Raw genomic sequence first — 25,653 nt, 5'->3', positions numbered from 1 at the left:
CTGTGCTTGGATTGCTATCACGCAGCAAAAAGAGCGCCAACCATAACAAGACGCTGGGATTTAAATTAAATTCAGATTATAGAACTACTAAAAGAATATTAACTGGCATTTCCATCTGGTTCATGAATCCCCACCTTGAGCCAGGCAGCATGAACAGGATTTCTCTGATGACAAGCACTCAGATCATGGCCGCGCCGTGAAGCCCGTTATCAGTCACAACCCTTGCCCGATAAGAGTTGGCGGTGAGACTGGGAGGCCCGCATTGGGGGGCAACAGGGGGCCAGGACGCGCATTTCCGGCGCAGATGCCTTGCAGAATCCCCCGATCAGGAGCTGGCAGCACAGTGACCACCCAACAGATTGCACATTTTCGGTGCGCAATAGCACCACAACGGTGCAGCATATCCCCCCAATACGTACCCAGATCCAGGGCCAGTTCATCACCCGGGCGCCCTTTGGGCAGTTGCCATCGGCAAGCCAGCCCCCCATGATGGCAGCCCCAGGCTCTCGCCTGGATAGCCGTGATTTCAATCATTTCAAGGAAGTAAGATGAGAGCACCGGATTATGCAAGACTGTTGTTCCTGGCCGCTATCTGGGGGGCCAGTTTCTTGTTTATGCGTATCGCCGCCCCCGCCTTTGGCTCAATCAACACCGCTTTTTTACGGGTCCTGTTCGGCCTGACGGGGTTGGCCGTCATCTTGTTGTTGATGCGCGCCCCGCTGATCTTTCAAGGCAAGCTCAAACCCGCCATGGTGCTTGGCATCATCAACTCCGGCATCCCCTTTCTGATGTACGCCATCGCCGCGCTCTGGCTGCCCGCTGGCTACTCGGCCATCTTGAATGCGACCACCCCCTTGATGGGGGCCCTGATCGGTTTCTCCTGCTTCAACGAGCAGTTAAGCGGCCGCAAGTGGCTGGGGGTCATGCTGGGATTCCTCGGTATCACCCTGATCACCACCACGGGGGACGTCGCGGTGAGCGAGACCATGATCATCGGTGTGATAGCTTGCCTGATCGCCACCGCCTGCTACGGCTGTGCGGGCTTCCTGACCCGGCGCTGGATCACCGAGCGGGGTGGCCTGGATGCCAGGTTGGTGGCCTTTGGCAGCCAGCTGGGCGCCTGCTTGTTCCTGCTCCCCTTCTTTGGCTATTCGGTGACAGCCAGCCCCGTGGCCGACTGGGCCATGCCCGAGGTGTGGGCCAGCCTGTTGGCCGTCGGCTTTATCTGTACCGCACTCGCCTACCTCATCTATTTCAGGCTGATCGCCGACATTGGACCACTGCGCTCCCTGACGGTGACCTTCCTCATCCCGCCCTTCGGCATATTGTGGGGTTATCTGATACTGGGCGAGACCCTCACCGAGGGCTTCGTGGTTGGCGGTGCCATCGTCTGTCTCTCGGTCTGGCTGGTGGTCAGTCCGGCCAGAGCAGTCCCGCGCCAGGTGCTGGACAAGTAATCATCCGACAGTCAGAGCCCCAGAGGTGCTCGGCTCTGACCCTGAACTGCGCTAAGATGGCGCCATCGTCTCCCTCCCGCGTCCACCATGGACAATGGGACAGCAGAAGGGCCCAGCGTGAGCCAGTCCAATCAACAACAAGTGTTTACCGTCACCCGCCTCAATAGCGCAGTACGCATGATACTGGAGCAGGATCTGGGGCTGGTGTGGCTGACCGGAGAACTCTCCAACCTGGCGATGCCAAGTTCGGGGCACTGGTACTTCTCCTTGAAGGACATCTCGGCCCAGGTACGCTGTGCCATGTTCAAGGGCAACAACCGCCGGGTGCCCTTCCGCCCACAAGATGGCATGCAGGTACTGGTACAGGCCCGGGTCTCCCTCTATGAGCCCCGTGGCGAATATCAGCTGATCATCGAATCCATGCAACCGGCCGGGGATGGCGCCCTGGCCTTGCGCTTCGAGGAGCTCAAACGCCGCCTCGCCGCAGAGGGTCTCTTTGATGCAGCCCGCAAACGTCCGCTCCCCACTAACCCCAAGGCGGTGGGCATCGTCACCTCGGCCACCGGGGCAGCCTTGCACGATATCCTCACCGTGCTGGGACGCCGCGCCCCCGCCCTGCCCATCTTCATCTATCCGACGCAGGTACAGGGCAACCTGGCCAGTGGCCAAATAGTGGCCGCCATCGAGTTGGCCAATCGTCGCGCCGAGGTGGACGTGCTGATCGTCGGCCGTGGTGGCGGCGCCCTGGAAGATCTCTGGTGTTTCAACGAGGAGCGGGTCGCCCGGGCCATTCATGGCTCAGCCATCCCGGTGGTGAGCGCCGTGGGTCACGAGGTCGATATCACCATCAGCGATCTGGTGGCGGACTTGCGTGCCCCCACCCCCTCCGCCGCCGCCGAATTGGTGGCGCCGGATCAGAGCGAGCGCATCAATCAGCTCAATCGCCTCACCCAGCGCCTGAGTCAAGCCATGGCGCGTCAGCAGACCCAGCATGTCCACCACTTCACCCTGCTCACCAAGCGGCTCGAACATCAAGACCCCAAACGCCGCCTCGAGCAACAGTCCCAGCGCCTCGATGAACTGGGTAACCGCTTGCAGCAATTGCTGCGTCAGCGCCTGCATCAGGGGGAGCGACGGCTCAATCAGCTCGCGCAACGGCTCCAAGCCCAGAGCCCAGAGCGACGTCTGGCACAGGGTCGGCGGCGCCATCAACTGGCAGAGGCGCGCTTGCATAGCCTGATGAGTAAACGCCATGAGCAAGCGGAGCATAAATTGGCCATGCTCAGTGCCCGCCTCGATGGGGTCAGCCCCCTCGCCACCCTGGGGCGCGGCTACTCCATCACTCGCAGCCAACGGGGTGAGGTGATAAGCCAGGCCAGCCAGGTCAGCGCCGGGCAATCCCTGATCACTACCCTGGCAGAGGGCAGCTTGCAGGTGCGGGTAGAAGAGGTGCACAACCGATAGCTAAAACGGGGGCGCTTCTCAGTGCCCCCTATTTATCCCCTCCTCTTTCATCGACGCAAACCTGTCACCGAGTGCCCCACGATCTCGACCGGGCGAACGGCCGCAGCGTTGGCGTGGGGGCCCCTCTCCCCCGCTCCCGCGAGGGGATTGAGCTGCAAGTACTCGAACAAGCCGGCCTGCAGATTGACGCTCCAAAAACGCCCCGCCAGGGTCAGCTCAAGCCGCTCCTCGGTCAGCGCGGCCAAGCCATGTTGCTGCCAGGCCTGAAAAAGCGGCAACAGCTGCCCTCGCAAGGGATCGGGCAAGAGGGCCAGGGCCAACCGGCCAGTGTCGAGGGCGCCGCGCAGCAGTGCATCCATGGCGGCATTGGGATTGCGCCCCATGACCATGCCAGGAGCCCGATGTCCATCGGCCAGCGCCTGATGCCAGGGCGCCAGATCCCGCCCATACATCAGGCCATGTCCGTGGACATTGCCCCCCGCCCCGGCCCCAAACGGCAAGATCTCGGCCCCCCTCTTGGCCATCTGGTTATATCGGCTCTGCTCCCTGTCACTGCGTCGCCAATGGCTGCAAGAGAGCCGCTGCCAGCCGCCCTGCTCCAGGGTGTGGGCGCCATAGGCATACATGCTGGCCCGCTGCTGACTGTCGGCCGCCCAGCCCGGTTTGCCCTTGGCCTCGGCCCGATCCAGATGGGTGCCCGCCATGGCAATAAGCTGGTAGAGATCCACTCCATGCACCCCGCTCGCCATCACATCCGCGATGTCCTGACGCCAGATGGCATCATCCTGATCGGGCAGACCGAAGATGAGATCCGCCACGATCACGGCCTCATCGTACCGGGTCAGTTCGGCAAGTCGCTCAAGCAGCCGCGCCCTGTCATCGATGCGGGCCGCCTGTTGGCGCACCTGGGTATCGAAACTCTGTACCCCAAACGAGAAGCGGTTGAACCCGCCCGCCAGCGCCGTGTGCCACTTAGGCTCATCGAATCCGTTCAGCCGCCCTTCCAGGGTCAGTTCTGCATCCTGCGTCAGGGGAAACCCCTGTATGGTCTCGGCCAATCGGGCCAGATCATCGACCGCCATGTCGGTCGGTGTTCCGCCTCCCACGTAGACGGCCGAGAAGGGTGCGCTCAGGGCGAACGGCGTCTTGGCAGCCTGCTGGAGATTGTCACAAAGGGCCGCCATATAACGGCTCATCCGCGCCGGATTGGCGCCATTTTCGAAGAAATTGCAGAAGCTGCAGCGCTTCTTGCAAAAGGGGACATGGATATAGAGGGCGCGCTCCTCGGCCTCCGTCGCGGTTTGCCACCAGGCCTGCCAATCCTTGTCATCCAGAGCCAAGGGCCTGGCGCCGCCCCGGCTAGCATGCGCAGATGTTTTGGCAGTGAACGCAAATTTAAGGGGGTCCGGGCTGGGCAGTCCGGTCATGGTGGGCGTCAGTATCATCGGCGGTGGGATCGGCTAGAAAGGATTGGATGCAAATGATAACTACTATCAACAATATGATAGCTTGCGCCAGATCAACTCCCCGACCAATAACAATACTTGGCTACCCGGGGTTAACGCCATTCATGGATCCAGTTAACAGAATCCTTACTAAAGCCAGGGTAATGTGTGCCGATAGAGTACCAAGCTTGGCGACTGGTCATGCGCGCCAAGTGGCAGACCCCTTCCCCGTATCTGGACTCGGCTACCCATGCAAAACCTCTCGCTCAACTGGAAAATCTTTCTCCCCCTCGCCCTGGTCATCGGTGCCAGTTTCGCCCTCAGCTTCGAGCTCTCCGCCTGGTTGCAGCGCGATCTTGCCCTGCGCCTGGCGGGCGAGAAGGTGGAGAGTACCGCCAACAGCTACATGGATCAGCTCAACGTCATGATGATGACCGGGGTCATCGCCAACCGCGCCATCGTGCAGAGCAAGATAATGAGCGAGGCCGGCATCACCGAGGCCCGCCTGATCCGCGCCCCTGCCGTCAGTTCGCTGTTTGGCCCAGGCCATCCGGATCAGCAGATAGTCGACGAGTGGGACAAGCGGGCCATCGAGCATGGGGAGATGCTGCTCGAGCAAAAAGGCAGCCAGCTCACCCTGATAAAACCCTTCAAGGCTTACCAGGAGTACCGCGGCACCCAGTGCCTCACCTGCCATCAGGTCGCCGAGGGGACCGTCATGGGGGCCGTGCGCATCAGCTATGACCTGAGCCATATCTTTGCCGAGATCCGCCACAACAACTGGCTGCTGAGCGGCTGCCTGGGGGCCGTGTTCAGCCTGGGGTTTGGGCTGCTGTGGTGGGTATTGCAGCGTTACGTCAAACGCCCCGTCTATCGGCTGCAGCGCACCATGATGCAGATGGCCAAGGAGCGGGATCTCTCCCTGCCCCTGGTCAATCACAGTCAGGATGAGCTGGGCCAGATGACTCGTGCGGTCAACGACATGGTGCAGGGCTTTCGCCACAGCCTGGCCGAGGTCGAGGGAGCCACGGCCGAGCTATATCGAGAGTCGAACCAGATCCGCCAGGTCGCGACCCAGACGGAGGGGTCGGCCCGGGTGCAGGAGCAGATGACCACCCAGGTCGCCACCGCGGTGAGCGAGCTGGCCGCCAGCTCCTATGAGGTCCGCGAACATGCTCGCCACAGCGCCGAGCTCTCGACCCTCACCAACGACGATGCCGCCAACACCAGCCGCCTCGCCCGGCACTCCATCACCGACATGGGCGAGATGTCCGCCGACATTGCCCGGGTCGACACGGTGATCCAGCAACTCGATAGCCGCTGCCTCGCCGTGGATGGGGTATTGGAGGTGATCAGGGGGATTGCCGATCAGACCAACTTGCTGGCCCTCAATGCGGCCATTGAGGCCGCCCGGGCCGGTGAACAGGGACGCGGCTTCGCCGTGGTGGCTGACGAAGTCAGGGCGCTCTCCAGCCGCAGCCGCACCGCCAGCCTGGAGATAGCCGGGATGATTGCCGCCCTGCAACAGGAAGCCCAGAGTGCCGTACAGGTCATTGGCGATGCCAGGCTCAAGGCGAATGACAGCATTCAGAAGACGGAAGCCACCCTGGCGGCAATGCAGACCATCATAGATCGCATCGCCAATATCAATGATCTCAATGCCCAGATGGCGCAGTCAGCCCAGGAGCAGGACAGAGTCTGTCAGGAGGTCGATGGCGCCGTGCACGAGATCCGCAGCACATCGAACGATACCCTGAGCCAGGCCCACAGCGCCAATCTCGCCAGCGAGCAGCTAGTCGCCCAGTGCCAGAAGCTCGAAGCCCTGCTCAACACCTACCGCTGGTGATGGGTTAAGCCGGGCCTGTGGTTTGCGCCACGGGCGAGGGACACAAAAAAAGCGCGACCTCGGTCGCGCTCTTCGTTGCAAGCCATCAAGAGGGGGATCAGCGTGCGTTGCGCGTCGCCACTGCCTCTGCCAGGGTGCGCAGCAGGCTTTCGGTATCGTCCCAACCGATGCAGGCATCGGTGATGCTCTGACCGAAGGTGAGCTGGCAGCCTTCCACCAGATCCTGGCGACCCTCCACCAGATGGCTCTCGACCATGACCCCGAATACGGCCTTGCTGCCGGCACGGATCTGGCCCGCCACATCCTCGGCCACCAGCATCTGATTCTTGTACTGCTTGCTGCTGTTGGCATGGCTGAAGTCGATCATCACCTTCTGGGGCAGACCCGCCTTGTCCAATCCCTTCACGACCTCATCCACATGGGCGGCGCTGTAGTTCGGTTCGCGGCCACCGCGCAAGATGATGTGGCAATCCGGGTTGCCGGCGGTGGAGACGATGGCGGAGTGGCCATATTTGGTCACCGACAGGAAGTGGTGTGGCGCACTGGCGGCACCGATGGCGTCGATGGCGACCTTGATGGTGCCGTCTGTGCCGTTCTTGAAGCCCACCGGGCAGGAGAGACCTGAGGCCAGCTCACGGTGCACCTGGGATTCGGTGGTGCGCGCCCCGATGGCGCCCCAGCTCATCAGATCCGCCACATATTGCGGGGTGATCATGTCGAGGAACTCGGAGGCGGTCGGCATGCCCAGATCGTTGAGCTCAAGCAGCAGCTTGCGACCGATGCGCAGGCCGTCGTTGATCTTGAAACTGTTGTCCAGGTGAGGATCGTTGATCAGTCCCTTCCAGCCCACTGTGGTGCGCGGCTTCTCGAAGTAGACCCGCATCACGATTTCCAGCTGATCCTGGTACTTGTCACGCAGGGTCTTGAGGCGCTTGCCGTATTCGATGGCGGCGACCGGATCATGGATGGAGCAAGGACCAATCACCACCAGCAGGCGCTGATCGTCGCCGGTCAGGATGTTGTGGATCCCCTGGCGGGACTCAAATACGGTAGAGACGGCCGCCTCGGTCGCCGGAAACTTCTCAAGCACCGCAACCGGGGGCAATAACTCTTTGATTTCACTGATACGAACGTCGTCGGTTTGATGCTGCATACTTCGGCTTCCTGCTTGGCTAGACATATTACTTGCACCAATCTAGCCCGAGCGGGGCCAGGGTGTAAATAGAAAATTACATCGCATAATAAAATATCTTCAAGCAGATCATTGCATGTTACTGAAATGATGCTAGCCAATCGTTCCCGGTGTGCCCAGCCCATGAAAAAGGCCCGCAAGATGCGGGCCTTTGCTCAAGGTGCCAGGGGCGACAGGCCGCCCGTCAAACCACCTGGCTGATGCTGGCGAGCTTCTCGAAGTAATCGGGGAAGGTCTTGGAGGTGCAACCCGGATCATTGATGGTCACCGCCGTATCTGACAGCGCCACCAGGGAGAAGCACATGGCGATGCGATGATCGTTGTAGGTATCGATGGCCGCATGCTGCAACTGGGCAGCCGGGGTCACTGTGATGAAGTCGTGCCCCTCCTCCACCTCGACGCCCAGCTTGCGCAGCTCGGTCGCCATGGCAAACAGACGATCCGTCTCCTTCACCCGCCAGTTGTAGATGTTGCGGATGGAGGTGGGCCCCTTCGCAAACAGTGCCGTGGTGGCGATGGTCATGGCCGCATCCGGGATCTGGTTCATGTCCATGTCGATGCCATGCAGCGGCGCCTGCTCGGCTTCGATGAAATCGTCGCCCCAGGTGATGCGCGCGCCCATCTTCTCCAGCACGTCGGCAAAGTGGATATCACCCTGAATGCTGTGCTTGCCGATACCGGTGACGCGCACCTTGCCCTTGATGGCGCCCGCGGCCAGGAAGTAGGAGGCGCTGGAGGCATCCCCTTCCACCAGGAAGTCACCCGGGCTGACATAGCTCTGGTTGCCCTTGATGTAGAAGGTCTGATAGTTGTCGTGCTCAATCACCACACCGAACTGCTTCATGATGTGCAGGGTGATGTCGATGTAGGGTTTGGAGACCAGCTCGCCCTTGATGTGAATGCGGGTATCACCGGCGGCCATGGGCGCCGCCATCAGGAAGGCGGTCAGGAACTGGCTGGAGACGGAGCCATCTATGTGAACATCCCCGCCCCACAGGCCCTTGGCATCGATGGCGAGCGGCGGGAAGCCATCGCGCTTGAGGTATTGCACATGGGCACCGGCCTCGCGCAGGGCGTCAACCAGATGGCCGATGGGGCGCTCTTCCATGCGCGGCTCGCCGGTCAGCATGTATTCGCCTGACCCCAGGCACAGCGCCGCGCACAGCGGTCGCATGGCGGTACCGGCGTTGCCGAGAAAGAGCGTGACAGGGTCGCTCACCGCGAAGCTGCGGCCCAAACCTTGCACTTCGCACTCCGTCTTGTCGGCGGATAGCTTGTATTTGACGCCGAGCTGGCCGAGGGCCGCCAGCATGTGGCGAATGTCATCGCTGTCGAGCAGGTTGGTGAGACGGGTGGTGCCCCGTGCCAGGGCTGCCAGCAGCAGGGCTCGATTAGAGACGCTCTTGGAGCCGGGTAAGTTCACGACCCCTTCGACACGGGCGATAGGTTCCAAACGCAACGAATTCATAGCCTTCCTGTACTGATATCAAAAAACACCTGCCCGGACGTTATCAGCCAAGGGGAAGGAGGGCAAGGCTCTTGCTTTCGCCCTGCCATCCCCTGGCGCGCAGGGTGGGTGTCAAAGTGAAACGAGACGGCGCCCCGAGGAGCGCCGTTGCATGAAACTGGCGGTAACAACTGAGTGCGCGGTGGGGCCGCAGGGGCAAGCTGCGGCCTCTGCGGCTCAACCGTGCTGCTTGGCGAAGCGCTCCATGAAGCTGACCAGCGCCTCGACCCCGGCCAGCGGCATGGCGTTATAGAGGCTGGCCCGCATGCCGCCGACGATGCGATGTCCCTTGAGCGCCAGCAAGCCTGCGGCTTCGGATTCGGCAAGGAACAGCTTGTCCAGGGCATCATCCTTGAGCTGGAAGGGCACGTTCATGCGCGAACGGCAGGCAACATCCACCTGGTTGGCGTAGAAGCTGGAGTCATCGATATAGCCATAGAGCAGCTCGGCCTTGGCGCGGTTGCGCGCCTCTATTTCGCCTAGGCCACCCTGATCTTTGAGCCACTCGAACACCAGGGCGGCCAGATACCAGGCGTAGGTGGGCGGGGTGTTGAACATGGAGTCATGCTTGGCGGTCAGGGCATAGTCAAACACCGCGGGTACGTCCGCCCGGGCCTGGGTCAGCAGATCGTCACGGACGATGGCGATGGCCAGACCGGAGGGGCCGATGTTCTTCTGGGCACCGGCATAGATGACCCCGAAGCGGCTGATATCGAGGGAGCGAGACAGTATGGTGGAGGAGAGATCCGCCACCAGCGGCACCGAACCTGTGGCCGGAATGTCAAACATCTCTATGCCATCAATGGTTTCGTTCGGGCAGTAATGGACATAGGCGGCATCGCTGCGAAACGCCGGGGTCGGCAGCAGCTGGCTGACGCCTTGCGCCGTCTTGGCCACACCGGCGTGGGTGAGGATGTCGCCATACTTGTGCGCCTCATCCACGGCACTCTGGGCCCAGACACCGGTCAGCAGATAGTCGGCCTTCTTGTTGGCACCGCCGAGCAGGTTCATGGGCACCGCAGAGAACTGACCGCGACCGCCGCCATGCATGAACAGCACCTTGTAGTTGGCCGGGATGGCGAGCAGTTCGCGCAAGTCGGCCTCGGCCTTCTCGGCAACCGCCATGAAGGGCTTGCCACGATGGGAGAGCTCCATGACAGAGGCACCCAATCCCTGGAAATTACAAAATTCGCGCTGGGCGCGTTCCATGACTTCGACCGGCAACATGGCGGGGCCGGCGCAGAAGTTGTAAACCTGTTTGCTCATGACACTTTCCGTGAGGTGGTAAAGAGTGAAGGACTTCCCCGTTTTTACACGAAACCGCGCCCCTTCGGCAAAGGATTTTTGGGAGCTGGCTCAAGGTTTTGCCCCCCTGCCCTTGCCGATCTCAATACCAGATATCAAGCGGCTGCCGCCTCAGGGTCGGGGCACAGAGCGAGCAGCCAGCCTTAAGGGGCCCTGACACAGACCCCGCCGAGGCGGGGTCTGTGGTTGGGAGAACGCGCTGTTCAAGGGATGAAGCCGGCGCGTCGCCCCAGGCTCACAGCTTGGCGGTCAGCTCGGGCAACAGGGTGAACAAGTCCCCCACCAGGCCGTAGTCGGCGATCTGGAAGATGGGCGCCTCGCCATCCTTGTTGATGGCCACTATCACCTTTGACTCCTTCATGCCCGCCAGATGCTGGATGGCACCCGAGATGCCGACGGCGATGTAGAGCTCGGGGGCCACCACCTTGCCGGTCTGGCCCACCTGCAGATCATTGCCGACAAAACCCGCATCCACGGCGGCGCGCGAGGCCCCCACCGCCCCGCCCAGCTTGTCCGCCAGGGCCTCTATCAGGGCAAACTGCTCTTTCGAGCCGAGCGCCCTGCCCCCGGAGACCACCACCCGGGCGCTGCCGAGTTCGGGACGGCCAGACACCACGGCCTGGCGGGAGATCAAGCGGGTGCGCGTGGCGATGGCAAGAGGCGGCAGGGCCTCAACCGGCGCGCTCGCCTCTCCCGTCGCCGCCATGGGGAAACTGCTGGCGCGCAGGGTCATCAGCTTGATGGGGGCATGGCTCTGCACCCTGGCGATGGCGTTGCCCGCATAGATGGGGCGCAAGAAGCTGTCATCTCCCTCGATGGCGATGACTTCGGAGAGCATCTCGACACCGAGCCGCGCCGCCATGCGGGGCAACAGATCCTTGGCCGCCGTGCCCGATGCCATCAACACATGGTGGTAATCCCGGGCCAGGGTCGCGAGGGGGCTGTCCAGGCCATCGCACCAGTCACAGCCAAGCTCGGCCAGCAATACCCGGGTCACCCCTTGCAGGCGGGCAGCCTCCGTGGCCGCCTGGGTGAGTTTATCCCCAAGCAGCAACAGATGGATGTCGCCCGGCAGGGCCTGCGCGCCCCCCACCAGCTGGATCGTGCTGGCAGCCAGGGGGCCCTCTGCTTGCTGCGCAATGATCAATATGTTCATGGCAGTACCTTCGCCTCATGTTTGAGTTTGTCGATAAGCTCATCCACAGAGCCAACCCGTACCCCGCCGCTGCGCACCGGGGGCGCCATGACCCCCAACTGCCGGTTATGACCGAGCGGATGGATGCCCAGGGTGGCAAAGGGTTCCGTCTCAAGGGGCTTGCGTTTCGCCTTCATGATGTTGGGCAAGGAGGCAAAGCGCGGTTCGTTGAGGCGCAAGTCCACGGTCACCACCGCCGGCAGCGCCATCCCCCATGTCTCCAAGCCGCCATCCACCTCCCGGGTCACCCAGATCTCGTCTCCCTTGCATTCGATGGCCGAAGCAAACGTGGCCAGGGGCCAGTCGCACAGCGCCGCCAGCATCTGGCCGACCTGGTTGTTGTCAGAGTCGATGGACTGCTTGCCGAGCAGCACCAGATCCGGCTGCTCACGCTCGCAGATGACTTGCAGGGCCCGGGCCACGGTCAGGGGATCCAGCCGTTCATCGCTACCATCGGGGGTGACGAAATGCAGGGCGCGATCCGCCCCCAGTGCCAGGGCATGGCGCAACTGTTCACTTGCCGCAGCAGGTCCCAGGGTCACCACCACCAATTCGCTGGCAAGGCCCGCTTCGCGCAACCTGACCCCCTGCTCGACCGCTATCTCGCAAAACGGGTTGATGCCCATCTTGACGTTGGCCAGCTCCACGTCGGAGCCATCACCCTTGACCCGGATCTTGACGTTGTAGTCAACGACCCGTTTGACTGCGACCAGCAGCTTCATTCGGCCACTCCTCATCCTGTTGCTCGGTAGGCTCGCGCCGCTACCATCCATGAATAATTCCATAACGAGAGTTTACAGCTAGGTTTACGTTTACGTAAACTAACACCACCCTAGGCCAAGTCGAGCACGGAGGCAAGATGGAACGAGAAGCAATGGAATACGATGTGGTCATCGTTGGGGGCGGTCCTGCGGGGCTCAGTGCCGCCATCGCCCTCAAGCAGCGGGCGCCCGATTGCAGCGTCTGTCTGCTGGAGAAAGGGGCCGAGATTGGGGCTCATCTGCTCTCTGGAGCCCTGCTCGATCCCCGCGCCCTGCAAGAGCTGCTGCCAGCGCGCTGGCAGGAGGCACCGCTCGGCACCCAGGTCAGCGACGATCAGCTCTGGCTGCTGCAAAGTGACAGCCGTGCCAGTCGCTTGCCCCATTGGGCCCTCCCCCCCAGCATGAGTAATCAGGGTTGTCACATCATCAGTCTGGGTACTCTCTGCCGTTGGCTCGCCAGGGAGGCCGAGTCTCTTGGGGTCGAGATCTATCCGGGGTTTGCCGCCAGCGAGCTCATCATCGAAGAGGGGGTGGTCAAGGGGGTGCTGACCGGCGATCTGGGTCTGGACAAGGCAGGTCGGCCCAAGGGGGATCATGTGCCGGGCATGGCACTGCTGGGGCGCTATACCCTGTTTGCCGAGGGGGCCCGTGGCCACCTTGGCAAGCAGCTGATCAACGCATTCGGGCTGGAAAATCATACCCAGCCGCAACACTATGCCATCGGCTTCAAGGAGCTGTGGCAGGTGCCCCCGGCTCAATCCCGGCCCGGACAGGTGCTGCATGGCAGTGGCTGGCCACTCGGTGGTCAAGGGAGCGAGAGCCGCAGCCATGGCGGCTTCTACCTCTATCATCTGGCGGACAATCAGGTCTCGGTCGGGCTCATTGTCGATCTCAACTACCAGAATCCCTGGCTCAGCCCCTTCGACGAGTTTCAGCGTCTGAAACATCACCCTCTGCTCAAACAGACCCTCCAGGGGGGAGAGCGCATCAGCTATGGTGCCCGCGCCATCACCAAGGGTGGCTGGCACTCCCTGCCGCGCATGCACTTTCCCGGTGGTCTGCTGCTCGGCTGCGACGCCGGCACCCTGGATTTTTCCCGCATCAAGGGGATTCACACCGCCATGAAGAGTGGTCTGCTGGCCGCCGACGCCCTGCTGCCCCATCTGGGTCAAGGAGAGCCAGGGGGGCGGGATATCGCCGACTATGGCGAGGCCCTGGCGGCCAGCTGGCTTGGCGCGGATCTGAAGGGGGCCCGCAACTTCGGCGCCGCCTTGCACGGCGCAGGTCCCTGGCTCGGTGGCGCCTTCAATTGGCTGGAGCAGCGGTTATTCAAGGGGCGATCCCCGTTGCAATGGCTGGACAAGGGTGACGATTACCGCGCCCTCAAGGCGGCCAATCGCTGCCAACCCGTTTCCTACCCAAAACCGGACGGGGTGCTCAGCTTTGACAAGCTCTCATCCGTCTATCTGGCCAACACCAGTCACGATGAAGATCAGCCTTGTCACCTGCGATTGCAGGATGCGCGCATCCCGGTCGAGGTCAATCTGCCCACCTGGGCCGAGCCCGCGCTGCGATACTGCCCGGCCGGAGTGTTCGAGCTGGTGACGGTGGATGAACAACCCCATCTGCAGATAAACAGCGCCAACTGCATCCACTGCAAGACCTGTGATATCAAGGATCCTAGCCAAAACATCATCTGGACTCCCCCTCAGGGTGGCTCTGGACCCAACTACCCCAATATGTGATCCGACCAGGGGTGTTTTCTGGACAAACGGGATGAATATCAGCTGAATAAGCCCTGACAATGACGGCGAGCGCCTGTATAGTTCGCCGCAGTCAGGTTGCCCATCGGCCCCGCTATGCTTCATACGATCCCCTTCTTGGGATCGAAGCCGCATGAACCTGTTCAACCATCCCTGATAACCCAAGACTTTAAGGGGGACAGATGATCACCGCCTACATCCTCAATAACAAGGTGCTCGACATCGTCACGCTCGGCCCTGACGATATCCTGCCCGACAACACCGTCTGGCTCGATGCCTACAAGCCTGACGCGGCGGAGCGAGAATGGTTGACGGGACTCTTTCTGGAAGAGGTCCCCGACAAAGAGGAGCTCGATGACATCGAGGCTTCTGCTCGTTTCTACTGGGACACGGATGGTTTGCATATCCACTCCCTGTTTCCCCAGCGGATCGGCCGTGACACCAAGGGTGTCCATGTCTCCTTTACCCTGCGCAACAATCTGCTGATCAGCATCCGCGAGGACGATATCGGCCTGGTACGGCTGATGCGCCACTATATGCGCCAGGACAGACTGGAGGTGGAAGATGCCCTGGATGTCCTGCTTGAGGTGCAGAACCTCAAGGTCGAATACCTCTCCGATCTCATCGAAGATGGCTACAAGACCCTGGAAAATACCGCCGATCAGATCTTCGAGCCCGATCAGATCAACGCCATGCTCAAGGAGCTGATGGCCCAGGAAGAGGCCAATGGCCAGATCCGCCTCTCCCTGCACGATACCCGGCGTGCCCTGCGCTTCTTGAAGCGCAGCCTGCGCCAGAAGATGACCAATGAGCAGAACAAGTGGATCGACGAGATGTTGCACGACGTGGAGTCTCTGCTGCCCCACACCCAGTTCCTGTTCGACAAGATCAACTTCCAGCTCGAGGCCGCCATGGGGGTGACCAATCTGGAGCAGAACAAGGTGATCAAGATCTTCTCGGTTGCCGCGGTCATCTTCCTGCCACCGACCCTGATCGCCAGTATCTACGGCATGAACTTCGGCCGCATGCCGGAACTGCAGTGGGAATATGGCTATCAAATGTCCCTGGTGCTGATGGTGATGTCGTCCCTCGGCACCGGGCTCTTCTTCAAACGCAAAGGCTGGCTGTAGCGCGCGCCGAACAGGGCGCTATGGTACGAGGGGGCCCAGGGCCCCCTTGGTGTTGATGGACGCCCCTGGCCGCTATCCCCCGGGCTTTTTCACTTTCTCCTCTTGCAAGCCGGGTCTCAGCCCCCATATCTGTTGCATCATTTATCCATTGCGGCCTTCTCCTCCTCCATGACTCTCTATCCCGAACACCGTTACGATGATCACGGTCAGTTGCGCCCGCCGCTCTGGTTCTGGCCCATCAGCCTGCTGCTGACCCGCTCCGTCTGGTTGTTCGTGATGGCCGGCGCCAGCCGTCAGGGGGGAAGTGACATCCTGGCCCTGCTCTACCCGGAGCGCTGGAGCCTCTATGTGAGCCTGCTCACCGATCTGCCCGCGCTCCTGGCCCTGCTGGCCTGTGGCGGCACCTTTGCCAATCCCCAGGGATGGCGCGCTCGCCTGCGGCGCTTGAGTCCCAGCCTGCTGCTCAGTTCGGCCCTGACCGGGCTCATCATCCAATGCCATGCCCTGGTGAGCCTGGGTTGGCAATTTAGCTGGGCCAACGCCCTGGTGCTGATCGCCAGCCTCTGGTGCCTCTGGTATCTGCTCAAGAGTCGTCAACTGCGCGAGTACGCGGCGGACAAGCCCCATATAGCCAATGACTGAGAGCGCGCCATCGAGTCAGGACAGCGGCCTGATCAGCCCCGACAGGACAGATCAGCATAGGGTTGCCCGCCCAGGCGGGTGAGACTAGTTGACCGGCGTCACCCGGATGGCGAGGGTCTGCTGCTGGTTCTCCTGGCGGATCTCAACCCCCGAGGTCGTCCCTATCCCCGTCCCCTGACGCTGCTGGCTGTTGGCCAACCCTCCCACCTCCACCCACTGCCCAGGGGCGACATTCAGCTCCGTATCGCTCTGTCCCTGCTCCGGCAATCCCTGACGCAAACTGGTCTGCTCGCTGGAGAGCCGGATCAGCACGTTGTCACCGACCAGGGTCGCGCTGGCATAGAGGCCATTGACGATGGGCAGCAGCGCCGTGACCTTGCCCCCGCGCCAGCGATAGAGGCTGACCGGCTGATAACTGCCCATCTGCAACAGCACGGGTCGCCCCGACAGACCGCGAACCTGCCAGGCTTGCTGGCCCTGTTCACTGCCTTGCTCCAAGGCGCCTCCCCCCTGCCAATCACCACTGCGACCCTGTCTGGCCCCCAGGGCCGTCCCCTGACTATCGCGCTGCTGGGAGACCCGCCACTCGATGAGCAGCATCTGCGGTGGCTGGTTGAGGCGCGTCACCAGCTGCTCCGCCTCCGCGAGCTGCTCTGGGGTGCCGCTGAGCACCAGCTGGTTACCCATGGCACTCACCCCGAGACTCGGATTGAGCTCACGCAAGGTGTGTATCAACCCCTCCGGCTCAAAGACGGTGATCACCTTCACCTCCCCCCGTACCGGGGCGACTACCAGCACCGCCAGTGACATGGTCAACCAGAGGCTCACTCGCACGTGGCAACGTCTCTGCATAGGGCTCTCCTGCCGTGATGAACGTGATCATAGGCTCACCCCTGAGGGACGCTGTTGCCAATGATGGGATGAAAAAAACCGCCGAGATGCGGCGGTTTCAGCATGACTCAACTCAGCATCTGGCGACAAGCCAGGATGCCCGCGCGATCAGAGCCAGGGAGCGGCAGTGGGCCCCTGTCTGAGGCCCAGCTTCCAGACCCGGCCAAAATGCTTGTAGTGACCGGCGGCCACCCCGGCCTTCTCCCCCATGCCATGGTAGAGATCCAGGTGCCCCTTCTTGACCGCCCCCCCCACGTCCAGCGCAATCAGCAGGCGCAGCTGATGCTTGCCGGTCCAGTTGCCCTCTGTATCCAGCAGCGGCACTTCCGCCAGTATGGGCGTGCCCATCGGCAGCAGGGTCTTGTCGGCCGCCACCGCCGCCATGGGCAACAGCGGAATGCCTGCCGCCCCGACCACATCATTGGTGGGGCGCCGTTCGAAGAAGACATAGGAGGGGTTCTGCTCCACCAGCTCCATGACCCCGGCCTCCGGCTGGGCATTGGCCCAATCTTTGATGGCCTTGAGGGACATCTGCGCCTTGGGCACTTCGCCCCGATCGATCAACACCCGACCGATGCTGACGTAGCCGTGACCATTCTTGCCGCTGTAGCCCAGATATTGCAGGCGATCATCGTCCCCGTAGTGCACGAAGCCAGACCCCTGCACATCCATCAGGAAGTTGTCGATGAGGGATTTGCTGTAGCCCAGCTCCAGCCCACGGTTGGCCAGCGCCCCCTGATGGATCTGGGCCCGGCTCGGGCAGCGTCCGGCGCAGTTGGGCATGGCGTAGATGGGGTATTTGAACTCACTGTCCGGCCGGTGGCGCACTTCCAGTACCGGAGAATAGTAGCCGGTGAACAGCACATTCCCCTGTCGATCGGCGCCGCCAAGCTGGGCCAGGCTGATGCCGTACTGGGTGATCAGGGCCGGGTTGCCACCCTGCGCGACCCAGCGGGAGAGCTGGCGATAGAGCTCGCCGTAACGGCGGGTCATCTTGCCGGAGCGCTCCAGCACCAACCGGCTCTGGGGGCCGAACTTGCTGAAATCCGACCCCTGCTGGCTGTTGACGCGCTCCACCCGCACCAGATCATCTGGCAGGGTACCATCCAGATACTGCTTGCCCAGATTTTCTGGCACCTCGCAGTTCAGAAAGCATCTGGCTTCGGACTTCTTCTGGGGCACCTTGGCAGGTTCAGGGTTGCCCGCACAACCGGCCAACCCAACCACAGCGGCAGTCAGCCAGTACGCGTGTTTTTTCATATATCCTCATCTAACCGAAAAACGCTAACACCATGAAAATGGTGATGAATGCAACCAAAGGCCGCGACGGATACCAGCTTGGCTCCGCCTCTCGCCCACAGCCGCCGCGCTGCCATGTCCGCAGCGCATCAGCAGGCGGCGCTATCATACAAAAACAAAGGCCCTGTTGGCCCCTTAAATTAAACAATACCGCTGATTGATCCAACTGCCAGGGTGCAATGAGGGCGACCGGCAATCGGATGACCTGATGACCCGGTGACAGCAAGATGGAGTGATCGGGTGTACGCAAGTGCCTGGCCATATGGTGGTGACGACAGCCGCCCCCTTGATCTCCCCCTCGATTGGCCCTCAGCAAATGAGCAAACACCGCCTCTGCCGGCGCACAGGGATTTTTCCAAAGGCCCATCATTTGGGTTATAACAGAGGGACAAGGTGTGCGAGGTCATGGATGGAACAGCTCGAGATCTTCCCCCTGCAGAGCCCCTGTATCGGGGTCTGTCAGGCAAACAACAAGGGCTATTGCAAGGGATGCTTTCGCAGCAGGGAAGAGCGTTTCAACTGGCTGACCATGAGTCCGGATCAACAGCAGGATGTGATGCGGCTGTGCCGGGCACGCAAGGCCCGGGTCCTGGCTGCCCTGCGCAAAGCTCAGGAGCCAGAGCAAGCGCCGCAGCAACAAGGCTGGGACTTCTGACCCGAGGCTGCTGCGCAGTGGCGACATCCGTCGCTCTCCATGAGGGCTTCTCTCCCCTCAAATAGACAAGGCGGCCCCAGGGCCGCCTTGTTTATCACGCATCGTTACCGCGGGTGCGGCCGAGCTCTGGGGATCATGCCGTGGCCAAGCTGGCCGGTGCCTCGGTACGCTTGAGCATGGCGTAACTCACCCCGGTCAGCAGGGAACCCGCGGTGATGGCCACAATGTAGAGCCACACATGGCTGATGGCATTGGGGATGAAGAGCACGAACAGGCCACCGTGGGGCGCCACCAGCTCACAGGCAAACAGCATGGAGAGGGCACCGGTCAGGGCACCGCCCACCATGCAGGCCGGGATGACCCGCATCGGATCCTTGGCCGCAAAGGGGATGGCCCCCTCGGAGATGAAGCACAGCCCCAATACGAAGGAGGCCTTGCCCGCTTCCTGTTCGGTCTTGATGAACTTCTTGCTGGCCAGGAAGGTGGCAATCCCCATCCCCAGCGCAGGCACCATGCCCGCCGCCATCACCGCCGCCATGGGGGCATAGGTCTTGGAGGCCAGCAGGCCGACCCCGAAGGCGTAGGCCGCCTTGTTGACCGGGCCGCCCATGTCGAAGCACATCATGGCACCTATGATGACCCCCAGCAGCACGGCATTGGCCGAGCCCATGTTATTGAGGAAGGTGGTCATGGCATTCATGATGTCGGCCACCGGGCCGCCAACCACATAGATCATCACCAGACCGGTAAACAGGCTCGCCACCAGGGGAATGATGAGGATGGGTTTGAGCGCCTCCAGAGTCACCGGCAGACGCACCTTGTCACTCAGGAACTTGGCGCAGTAACCGGCCAGGAAACCGGCGACGATGCCGCCGAGGAAGCCGGCGCCCAGGGAGCTGGCCAGCATACCGCCTATCATGCCAGGTGCCAGACCGGGACGATCGGCGATGGAGTAAGCGATATAGCCCGCCAGCACCGGGATCATCAGGGCAAAGGCCGAGGCGCCGCCTATCTTCATCAGCGCCGCCGCCAGGGTGCCCTCCTCCTTGAACGCTTCAATCCCGAAGATGAAGGAGATGGCGATGATAAGCCCCCCTGCCACCACCATGGGCAGCATGAAGGAGACCCCGGTCAGCAGATGCTTGTAGGGACCGGCCTTATCCTCCTTCTTGACCACTGCACCGCCGCTGTGGCGATACGGCTTGGCCTGCTGCCACGCCTTGTCCAGCTCAGCTTTGGTCTTCTTGAGGGCAGCCCCTGTGCTGGTGTGATAGAGCGGCTTGCCATCGAAGCGGGCCATGTCCACCTCGATGTCGGTGGCGAGGAACACCAGATCGGCAGCGGCTATCTCATCGGCTGTCAGGGCATTTTGCGCACCGACCGAGCCTTGGGTCTCGACCCGGATCTCATAACCGAGTTGTTTGGCGGTATTCTCCAGGGCCTCGGCGGACATAAAGGTATGGGCCACCCCGGTCGGGCAGGCGGTGACGGCAACGATGCGTTTGCCCGCACTGGCTGACGCAGGCGCAACCGCAGCCACTGCACTCGCCACATGGTGATAGGGCTCGGCACGCTCGCGGGCAGCCTCCAGCACGGCGGCGGGATCTTGCAATGCGGCATCCATCTCGGCCCGATAGAGTCGCTTGCCCTCATAGGCGGACAAGTCCACCGGTGCGCTGGCCGCGACGATGACCAGATCGGCCTCGGCAATCTGGGCCGCCGTCGGCGCGCTGTGCGCCGCTATGGTGGAGTGGATGTCACCGACCAGCGTCCAACCGGCCTGTTCTGCCTGTTGGGTGAGTCGTTTGGCGACGAGGAAGCTGGTGGCGATGCCCGCCGGGCAGGCCGTTACCAAGATAGCTTTCATTGGGCATCTCCTGTGGGTGTGTGGTGTGTCGCGTCCTGGGAAGCTGCCTGCCGATCATCCATGGCGGTGTCGTCATCCAGTCGCGTGATGGTTATTTGTTCAAGAAGTGGGGTCAGTTGCTGTTGATCCGCAAAACCGACCGCAACCTGGCTCACCGCCAGGGCCGAGACGGCGGTGGCCAGACCCAGGGTCTGCGCCATGGGCCAGCCCAGGCTCATACCATGGGCAAGGCCTGCTACGAGGGAGTCTCCGGCACCGACTGTGCTGACCACCGGCATCCGTGGCGGCTTGGCCTGCCAGGTTTCAGCTTCGCCAAACCAGATCACCCCTTCGGCGCCATTGGAGATCACCACCTGGCTCACCCCTTGCGCCTGCAAGGCGCGGGCGCACTCGGCCTGCTCAGTGAGGGTGCGAATGGGTCGTCCCGCCCACTGACTGAGCTCCTCCAGATTGGGTTTGATCAGGGTGGGGCCTGCGCTGATCCCGGCGCTCAGGGCTGCGCCGCTGCAGTCGAAGATGACCCGCTTGCCACGCAGCTTGAGGGCGGTAATGAGGTGGGCGACGTGCGCTGTCTCGACGCCCTTGGGCAAACTGCCCGCCAGTACAAACCAGTCAGCCTTTTCGGCCAGCTCATCCAGCAGGAGATCGAGGGTCGCGATGGCCTCGGGGGCGATATCGAGCCCCGGCAAGTTGAGATCCGTGACCCGACCCGAGCGCTCGGAGACCTTGACGTTGATGCGGGTGCTGCCCGGGACCCGCACGAAATGATCTTCCAGCCCCTTCTGGGCAAACAGGTCGACGAAGGCTTGCTGATTATCGGCGCCGAGCCAGCCGGTGAGGGCCACCTCGCGGCCCAGATCCTTGAGCACCATGGCGACGTTGATGCCCTTGCCTGCCGCACGCAGGGAGGCGTCACGCACCAGATTCACTTCGCCAGCCTGCAGCTGGTCGAGGGAGGCGGTGAGATCCAGCGCCGGATTGAGGGTGATGGTGACGATGTTCATCAGTGCGCCCCCTCCCCCAGCCCGGCCTTGATCGCCTCGCCGATGCCACGCAGGGCCGCTTCGGCGTCAGCCCCTTCGGCGCGAAACTCGAGTCGGTGACCGCACTTAACCCCCAGACCGATCACTTTCATCAGGCTCTTGGCGGACACGGCCTCACCGCTGCCATCCAGGTTGGCGACCCGGATATCGGCACCATACTCCTTGGCGACCTTGACCAGCATGGCGCCGGGACGAGCATGGAGGCCATGGGGGTTGATGATGGTGAAGGTGTCTGCCAATCCCTTGGCTGGCCCGTTTTGCAGCAGCGCCAGCCCTTCGCTTCCCGCCAGGGCATCGAGTTGACCGGCCGCGGCCAGGGCCGCCAGGTTGTCGAGCTGGGTCAGGTGAGACTCATCCTTGCCGCACAGCAGCAGCAGGGCTTTCACTTGTGCATCCTGATGGCTGATAGCATGACTCGGCGTGGCCAGCACCCAGCCAGACAGCTGCGCCCTGGCACTGGCCAGCCAGATCCCTTGCCCCAGGGCCCTTGGCTGGCTCGCCATCAGAGCCGTCACCATCTCGGCGCCACCCCAACCGGCGGACTTGGCGCGGGCGGCGGCGCCCAGCAGCAGCTGGTCGGCATCATCGGCAGGGAAATCGGCGAGGGTCAGGAATTGCACCTCGGCCGGTGCGCTCGCCCCCGTCAGTATGTCGATGATGGTGGCGGCATCCTTGGCATCTTTGAGGGCCAGGGCGGCCTGCTCGTCCCCCAGTACATGGGTAAGCTGGCGCAAGATGCCGAGGTGCTCATCGGACTTGGCGGCGATGCCAATGGCCACATAGGCGACCTGGCCCTGATCCCATTCAATACCTGCCGGGAACTGGGCCACCATGACCCCGGTCTGCTTCACCAAATGTCGCGTCTCTGTTGTGCCGTGGGGAATGGCGATGCCGCTGCCAAGGTAGGTGGCGTGCTGGGCTTCACGGGCCAGCATGCCGGCCACATAGCCCGCCTCGACCAGGTCGGCCTGGGTCAGTCGCTCGGCCAGCAGCGCGATGGCCTCCTCCTTGCTAGCGGCGGTCTGGTTCAACAGGATCTGTTCTTGCGCCAACTTCAACATACTCTCTCTCCATCCGCTGAGGCGGCCGAGGCGGCCACCTGGATTGCGCTCAATGATAAGGCTCTGTGATAAGGCTCTGTGATAAGGGTCGGTTGACCCCCGCTTGCCCTGCTCACAATAGACCGGATCGCATCCCACTGGGGGATTTGTCCTCTGTTTGCCTTTGCTTACTGACAAGCTGAATCGTTTCACTTACACTCAGACTGAATCGTTTCAGCTATTTGATCAAGTCCCCGCACTTCACCTTGTTCAATGATATGATCCGGCGCACACTTTTCGGGTCGGAACAGGGTAAGGAGGGCGGGATATTGTTGCCAGAGAGAGCCAAACAAGACAGGGCCAACAAGATGAAACTGGATGAAGTGGCCGCCCTCGCCGGTGTCTCGCGCACCACGGCCAGCTATGTGATCAACGGCAAGGCCGATCAACACCGTATCAGTCAGGCGACCCGTGACAAGGTGATGGCCGTGGTCGAGGCCCATAACTATCGACCCGACAGCCGCGCCGCCTCCTTGCGCGGCGGCCAGACCCGCACCCTGGGTTTCATCCTGCCGGATCTGGAGAACGCCAGTTATGCCAAGCTGGCCAAGCGGCTCGAGCAGGGCGCCCGCGCCCGGGGTTACCAGTTGCTTATCGTCTGTTCGGAAGATGAGCCCGACACCGAAAAGGCGTTGTGCGACATGCTGATCAGCCGTCATGTGGATGCCTTGCTGGTGGCGAGCTGCCTGTCACCGGACGATCCCTGGTATCAGACCAAGCAGGGGAGCGGCACCCAGATCATTGCCATCGACCGGACCATGGCGCCGGGGCGCTTCATCAGCGTCGCCAGCGAGAACCGCAAGGCATGCGAGGAGCTGACCGCCTCCCTGCTGCACCCGGGGCTCGCCCATATCGCCTTGATCACTGCACTGCCAGGGTTGACGATCAGCCAGGAGCGGCGGCTCGGCTTCTTGCAAGCCCTGGAGGGGTGCAACGCCGAGCGTCATCTGTGCGAGGGGCAGCATTTCTCCCGCGCCGAAGGCTATCGGCTGATCAGCGCCCTGCATCATAAACTGGGCGCCCTGCCCCCGGCCCTGGTGACCACCTCCTACATCTTGATGGAAGGGGTGCTCGATTACCTGATAGAGCAAGAGGCGAACATGAGCCAGCTGGCCATGGCTACTTTCGGCGATGATCGCCTGCTCGATTTTCTCCCCTTCGGCATCAATTCGCTGCCCCAGCGCCATGACGAGCTGGCGGGTCTGGCCCTGGAACTCGCCTTCCAGGCCATCACAGGGGAGTACCGCTGCGGCCTGCACCATATCGCCCGCAGCCTGAAACGGCGGCGCTGATCCCTCCCTCTTGAGCAAACCCCAGCGTCAGCCGGGTTTGCTCTCTCGTGATCAGGGCCACGCTCTGTCCCGGACGGCAGGGCCCCATGGCGGTGCCAACTGATCAGTGCACCTCATACCCTCCCCGTGCTGACAACGGCCCTATGGCGGTGCCAACTGATCAGTTCACCTCATACCCTCCCCGTGCTGACAACGGCCCCATTGCCGCCGACTAATTCACCACCCCACTCATCACTGTCAGCATTTATTGCCAGTTCCAGCGCAAGAAAATCACTTATCCAGCTATGGCGGGCTTGTTTCCCCCATTTTGATCCGTTAGCTTGGCAATCTCTTTTTACAAACGACAGGTTTTGAGTACAGATGCGTCTGCTGCGATATTGCTAGCCTTCGGATCGGACCCGAAGGCGCACTGCCCCGTTATGCCCTAGCCGCCCGCGCGGCCTTGTTATCCTCAATATCGGATTGGACTCATGAATACCAAGACTCTCGGATGTACCCTGCTCATCGCCGGTACCACCATAGGCGCCGGCATGCTGGCGCTGCCCCTGGCCTCTTCTTCCCTGGGCGGCCCCGCCACCCTGGCACTGATGCTGGGGCTCTGGGCGCTGATGGCCTTCACCGCCATGCTGCAAGTCGAAGCCAGCCTCAGCACCGGCAAGTGGTACCTTCATCAGCTGGCGGATCAGCTGCTCGGCCCCTGGGGCAAGCGCATCGCCTCCTTCTGCATCCTGATGCTGTTCTACTCCCTGGCCTCCGCCTATATCAGCGGTGGCAGCAGCCTGCTGGTGCAGGCACTGGCCGATGCCGGATTCTCCCTCAGTCAGGGTCAGGCCGCCTGGGCCTTCACCCTGCTGTTTGGCGGCATGGTCTGCGTCGGCACCAAGCAGGTGGATTACCTCAATCGACTGATGTTCACCGTGAAACTGGTGATCATGGTGGCCGTGCTGGCCCTGCTGCTGCCCCGCGCCGAAGGGCAACACCTGCTCTCCATGCCGCTGGGTCAGGGGCTGCTGCTGGCGGGCTTGCCGGTCATCTTCACCTCATTTGGCTTCCACGGCTCCATCCCGAGCGTCATGCTCTACCTGGGCGACTGCCCCAAGCGGCTGCGCCGGGTGTTCGTGTGGGGCTCTGCCTTGCCGCTGATCCTCTATGTCTTGTGGCAAGTTGCCATCCTGGGGCTGCTCGGCCAGCAGAGCCTGCTCGACAGTGGCGGCGCCCTGGACAGCCTGCTGGCCAGCGTCGGCAAGCTGGTCAACTGGCCCCTGTTCAACCAGGCCATGCACCTGTTTGCGGACCTGGCCCTGGCCACCTCTTTCCTCGGGGTGACCCTGGGGCTGTTTGACTTCATGGCCAAGGTGAGCAAACGCGACGATAACGCCAGCGGCCGTCTGCAGACCGGGCTCATCACCTTCGTGCCGCCCCTGTTGTTTGCCCTCTACTTCCCGCAAGGCTTCATCATGGCCCTGGGTTACGCCGCCATCGCCCTGGCCATACTGGCGGTACTGCTGCCGGTGGCCCTGGTGTGGCAGAGCCGCAAGCAAGCTGAGCCGCACCACTACCGCGCGCCGGGCGGCGTGCTGGCCCTCGGTGTTGCCGGTGCCATGGGGATATTGATCGTCGGGGTGCAGCTGAGCGTCAGTTTGGGGCTGTTACCCGCCCTCTAAGTCCTCCCCGTGATGAACTGCCGAAAGCCCCGCCAACCCCGTTGGCGGGGCTTTTTCATCAACGGATTTCATCAACGGAGATAGCCGACAGACAACCCCTGCTCGCCCCGCGACGGGTCTGCCATCCAACCACAC

General features: G+C 62.2%; 20 protein-coding genes. 9 read left to right on the top strand and 11 right to left on the bottom strand.

The genetic code is table 11. The annotated features are described in order from the left end of the window. Nucleotides 1-548: 548 nt before the first annotated feature. Nucleotides 549-1,457, top strand: coding sequence for a DMT family transporter (locus M2367_RS05935; protein WP_259236118.1), 909 nt, complete (start codon nt 549-551; stop codon nt 1,455-1,457). A 117-nt stretch (nt 1,458-1,574) separates the two neighbouring features. Continuing rightward, nucleotides 1,575-2,921, top strand: coding sequence for an exodeoxyribonuclease VII large subunit (xseA, locus tag M2367_RS05930; RefSeq protein WP_259236117.1), 1,347 nt, complete (start codon nt 1,575-1,577; stop codon nt 2,919-2,921). A 47-nt stretch (nt 2,922-2,968) separates the two neighbouring features. Here xseA and hutW read toward each other — a convergent pair whose 3' ends face one another. Beyond that, nucleotides 2,969-4,348, bottom strand: coding sequence for a heme anaerobic degradation radical SAM methyltransferase ChuW/HutW (hutW, locus tag M2367_RS05925; RefSeq protein WP_259236116.1), 1,380 nt, complete (start codon nt 4,346-4,348; stop codon nt 2,969-2,971). Between the two features lie 268 nt (nt 4,349-4,616). Here hutW and M2367_RS05920 point away from each other — a divergent pair, with 268 nt between their 5' ends. After that, complete coding sequence (locus M2367_RS05920) at nt 4,617-6,212, top strand: methyl-accepting chemotaxis protein (RefSeq protein ID WP_259236115.1); 1,596 nt, start codon at nt 4,617-4,619, stop codon at nt 6,210-6,212. A gap of 97 nt (nt 6,213-6,309) precedes the next feature. On the opposite strand, the gene aroG is transcribed toward M2367_RS05920, so the two are convergent. The 5 genes from aroG to M2367_RS05895 form a co-directional block, all read right to left on the bottom strand. Continuing rightward, the gene (aroG, locus tag M2367_RS05915) at nt 6,310-7,365 is read right to left on the bottom strand and encodes a 3-deoxy-7-phosphoheptulonate synthase AroG (RefSeq protein ID WP_259236114.1); all 1,056 of its coding nucleotides are present in this window, start codon (nt 7,363-7,365) and stop codon (nt 6,310-6,312) included. Nucleotides 7,366-7,588: 223 nt separating this feature from the next. Then, nucleotides 7,589-8,872 (bottom strand): 3-phosphoshikimate 1-carboxyvinyltransferase, encoded by a 1,284-nt coding sequence (gene aroA / locus M2367_RS05910; protein ID WP_259236113.1) that lies wholly within the window; start codon nt 8,870-8,872, stop codon nt 7,589-7,591. 216 nt (nt 8,873-9,088) lie between these two features. After that, nucleotides 9,089-10,177, bottom strand: a complete 1,089-nt coding sequence (serC, locus tag M2367_RS05905; RefSeq protein WP_259236112.1) for a 3-phosphoserine/phosphohydroxythreonine transaminase — start codon at nt 10,175-10,177, stop codon at nt 9,089-9,091. A 274-nt stretch (nt 10,178-10,451) separates the two neighbouring features. Further along, nucleotides 10,452-11,372 carry an electron transfer flavoprotein subunit alpha/FixB family protein gene (locus tag M2367_RS05900; protein WP_259236111.1) on the bottom strand — a complete coding sequence of 307 codons (921 nt, stop codon included), beginning with the start codon at nt 11,370-11,372 and terminating at the stop codon, nt 10,452-10,454. Beyond that, nucleotides 11,369-12,133 (bottom strand): electron transfer flavoprotein subunit beta/FixA family protein, encoded by a 765-nt coding sequence (locus tag M2367_RS05895; protein WP_259236110.1) that lies wholly within the window; start codon nt 12,131-12,133, stop codon nt 11,369-11,371. Before M2367_RS05895 ends, M2367_RS05900 begins: the two co-directional genes overlap by 4 nt. A 137-nt stretch (nt 12,134-12,270) precedes the next feature. On the opposite strand from M2367_RS05895, the gene M2367_RS05890 reads away from it, so the two are divergent. The 3 genes from M2367_RS05890 (at nt 12,271) to M2367_RS05880 (ending at nt 15,707) form a co-directional block, all read left to right on the top strand. Then, the gene (locus tag M2367_RS05890; protein WP_259236109.1) at nt 12,271-13,917 is read left to right on the top strand and encodes an electron transfer flavoprotein-ubiquinone oxidoreductase; all 1,647 of its coding nucleotides are present in this window, start codon (nt 12,271-12,273) and stop codon (nt 13,915-13,917) included. Nucleotides 13,918-14,117: 200 nt separating this feature from the next. Beyond that, the gene (gene corA, locus M2367_RS05885; protein ID WP_042043254.1) at nt 14,118-15,065 is read left to right on the top strand and encodes a magnesium/cobalt transporter CorA; all 948 of its coding nucleotides are present in this window, start codon (nt 14,118-14,120) and stop codon (nt 15,063-15,065) included. Between the two features lie 168 nt (nt 15,066-15,233). Further along, the gene (locus tag M2367_RS05880) at nt 15,234-15,707 is read left to right on the top strand and encodes a DUF2919 domain-containing protein (RefSeq protein WP_042043278.1); all 474 of its coding nucleotides are present in this window, start codon (nt 15,234-15,236) and stop codon (nt 15,705-15,707) included. Nucleotides 15,708-15,791: 84 nt separating this feature from the next. On the opposite strand, the gene M2367_RS05875 is transcribed toward M2367_RS05880, so the two are convergent. Both M2367_RS05875 and mltA read right to left on the bottom strand, forming a co-directional pair. After that, nucleotides 15,792-16,559, bottom strand: a complete 768-nt coding sequence (locus M2367_RS05875) for a hypothetical protein (RefSeq protein ID WP_259236108.1) — start codon at nt 16,557-16,559, stop codon at nt 15,792-15,794. 147 nt (nt 16,560-16,706) lie between these two features. Further along, entirely contained in the window at nt 16,707-17,858 is a 1,152-nt protein-coding gene (gene mltA / locus M2367_RS05870) for a murein transglycosylase A (protein ID WP_259236107.1), read from the bottom strand. A 448-nt stretch (nt 17,859-18,306) separates the two neighbouring features. Between mltA and M2367_RS05865 the strand changes: the two genes are divergently transcribed. Beyond that, entirely contained in the window at nt 18,307-18,552 is a 246-nt protein-coding gene (locus M2367_RS05865) for a DUF1289 domain-containing protein (protein WP_042043252.1), read from the top strand. Between the two features lie 133 nt (nt 18,553-18,685). On the opposite strand, the gene fruA is transcribed toward M2367_RS05865, so the two are convergent. From fruA to fruB, 3 genes are read right to left on the bottom strand one after another with little or no spacing between them, the layout of a single operon-like run. Next, a complete protein-coding gene (gene fruA, locus M2367_RS05860; protein WP_259236106.1) occupies nt 18,686-20,419 on the bottom strand; it encodes a PTS fructose transporter subunit IIBC in 1,734 nt (577 codons plus the stop codon). After that, the gene (gene pfkB / locus M2367_RS05855) at nt 20,416-21,423 is read right to left on the bottom strand and encodes a 1-phosphofructokinase (RefSeq protein WP_259236105.1); all 1,008 of its coding nucleotides are present in this window, start codon (nt 21,421-21,423) and stop codon (nt 20,416-20,418) included. The genes fruA and pfkB overlap by 4 nt, the downstream gene beginning before the upstream one ends. Further along, nucleotides 21,423-22,523, bottom strand: a complete 1,101-nt coding sequence (fruB, locus tag M2367_RS05850; protein ID WP_259236104.1) for a fused PTS fructose transporter subunit IIA/HPr protein — start codon at nt 22,521-22,523, stop codon at nt 21,423-21,425. The genes pfkB and fruB overlap by 1 nt, the downstream gene beginning before the upstream one ends. Nucleotides 22,524-22,870: 347 nt before the next feature. Between fruB and cra the strand changes: the two genes are divergently transcribed. Beyond that, complete coding sequence (gene cra, locus M2367_RS05845) at nt 22,871-23,854, top strand: catabolite repressor/activator (RefSeq protein WP_259236220.1); 984 nt, start codon at nt 22,871-22,873, stop codon at nt 23,852-23,854. Between the two features lie 470 nt (nt 23,855-24,324). Beyond that, the gene (locus M2367_RS05840; protein WP_259236103.1) at nt 24,325-25,518 is read left to right on the top strand and encodes an aromatic amino acid transport family protein; all 1,194 of its coding nucleotides are present in this window, start codon (nt 24,325-24,327) and stop codon (nt 25,516-25,518) included. The last annotated feature ends 135 nt before the right edge of the window (nt 25,519-25,653 follow it).

The sequence above is a fragment of the Aeromonas sp. BIGb0445 genome (assembly GCF_024809075.1).
Taxonomy (GTDB): Bacteria; Pseudomonadota; Gammaproteobacteria; order Enterobacterales; family Aeromonadaceae; genus Aeromonas; species Aeromonas rivuli.
The sequence above is the reverse complement of the archived record's forward strand: the minus strand, read 5'-3'. Positions and strand labels throughout refer to the sequence as shown.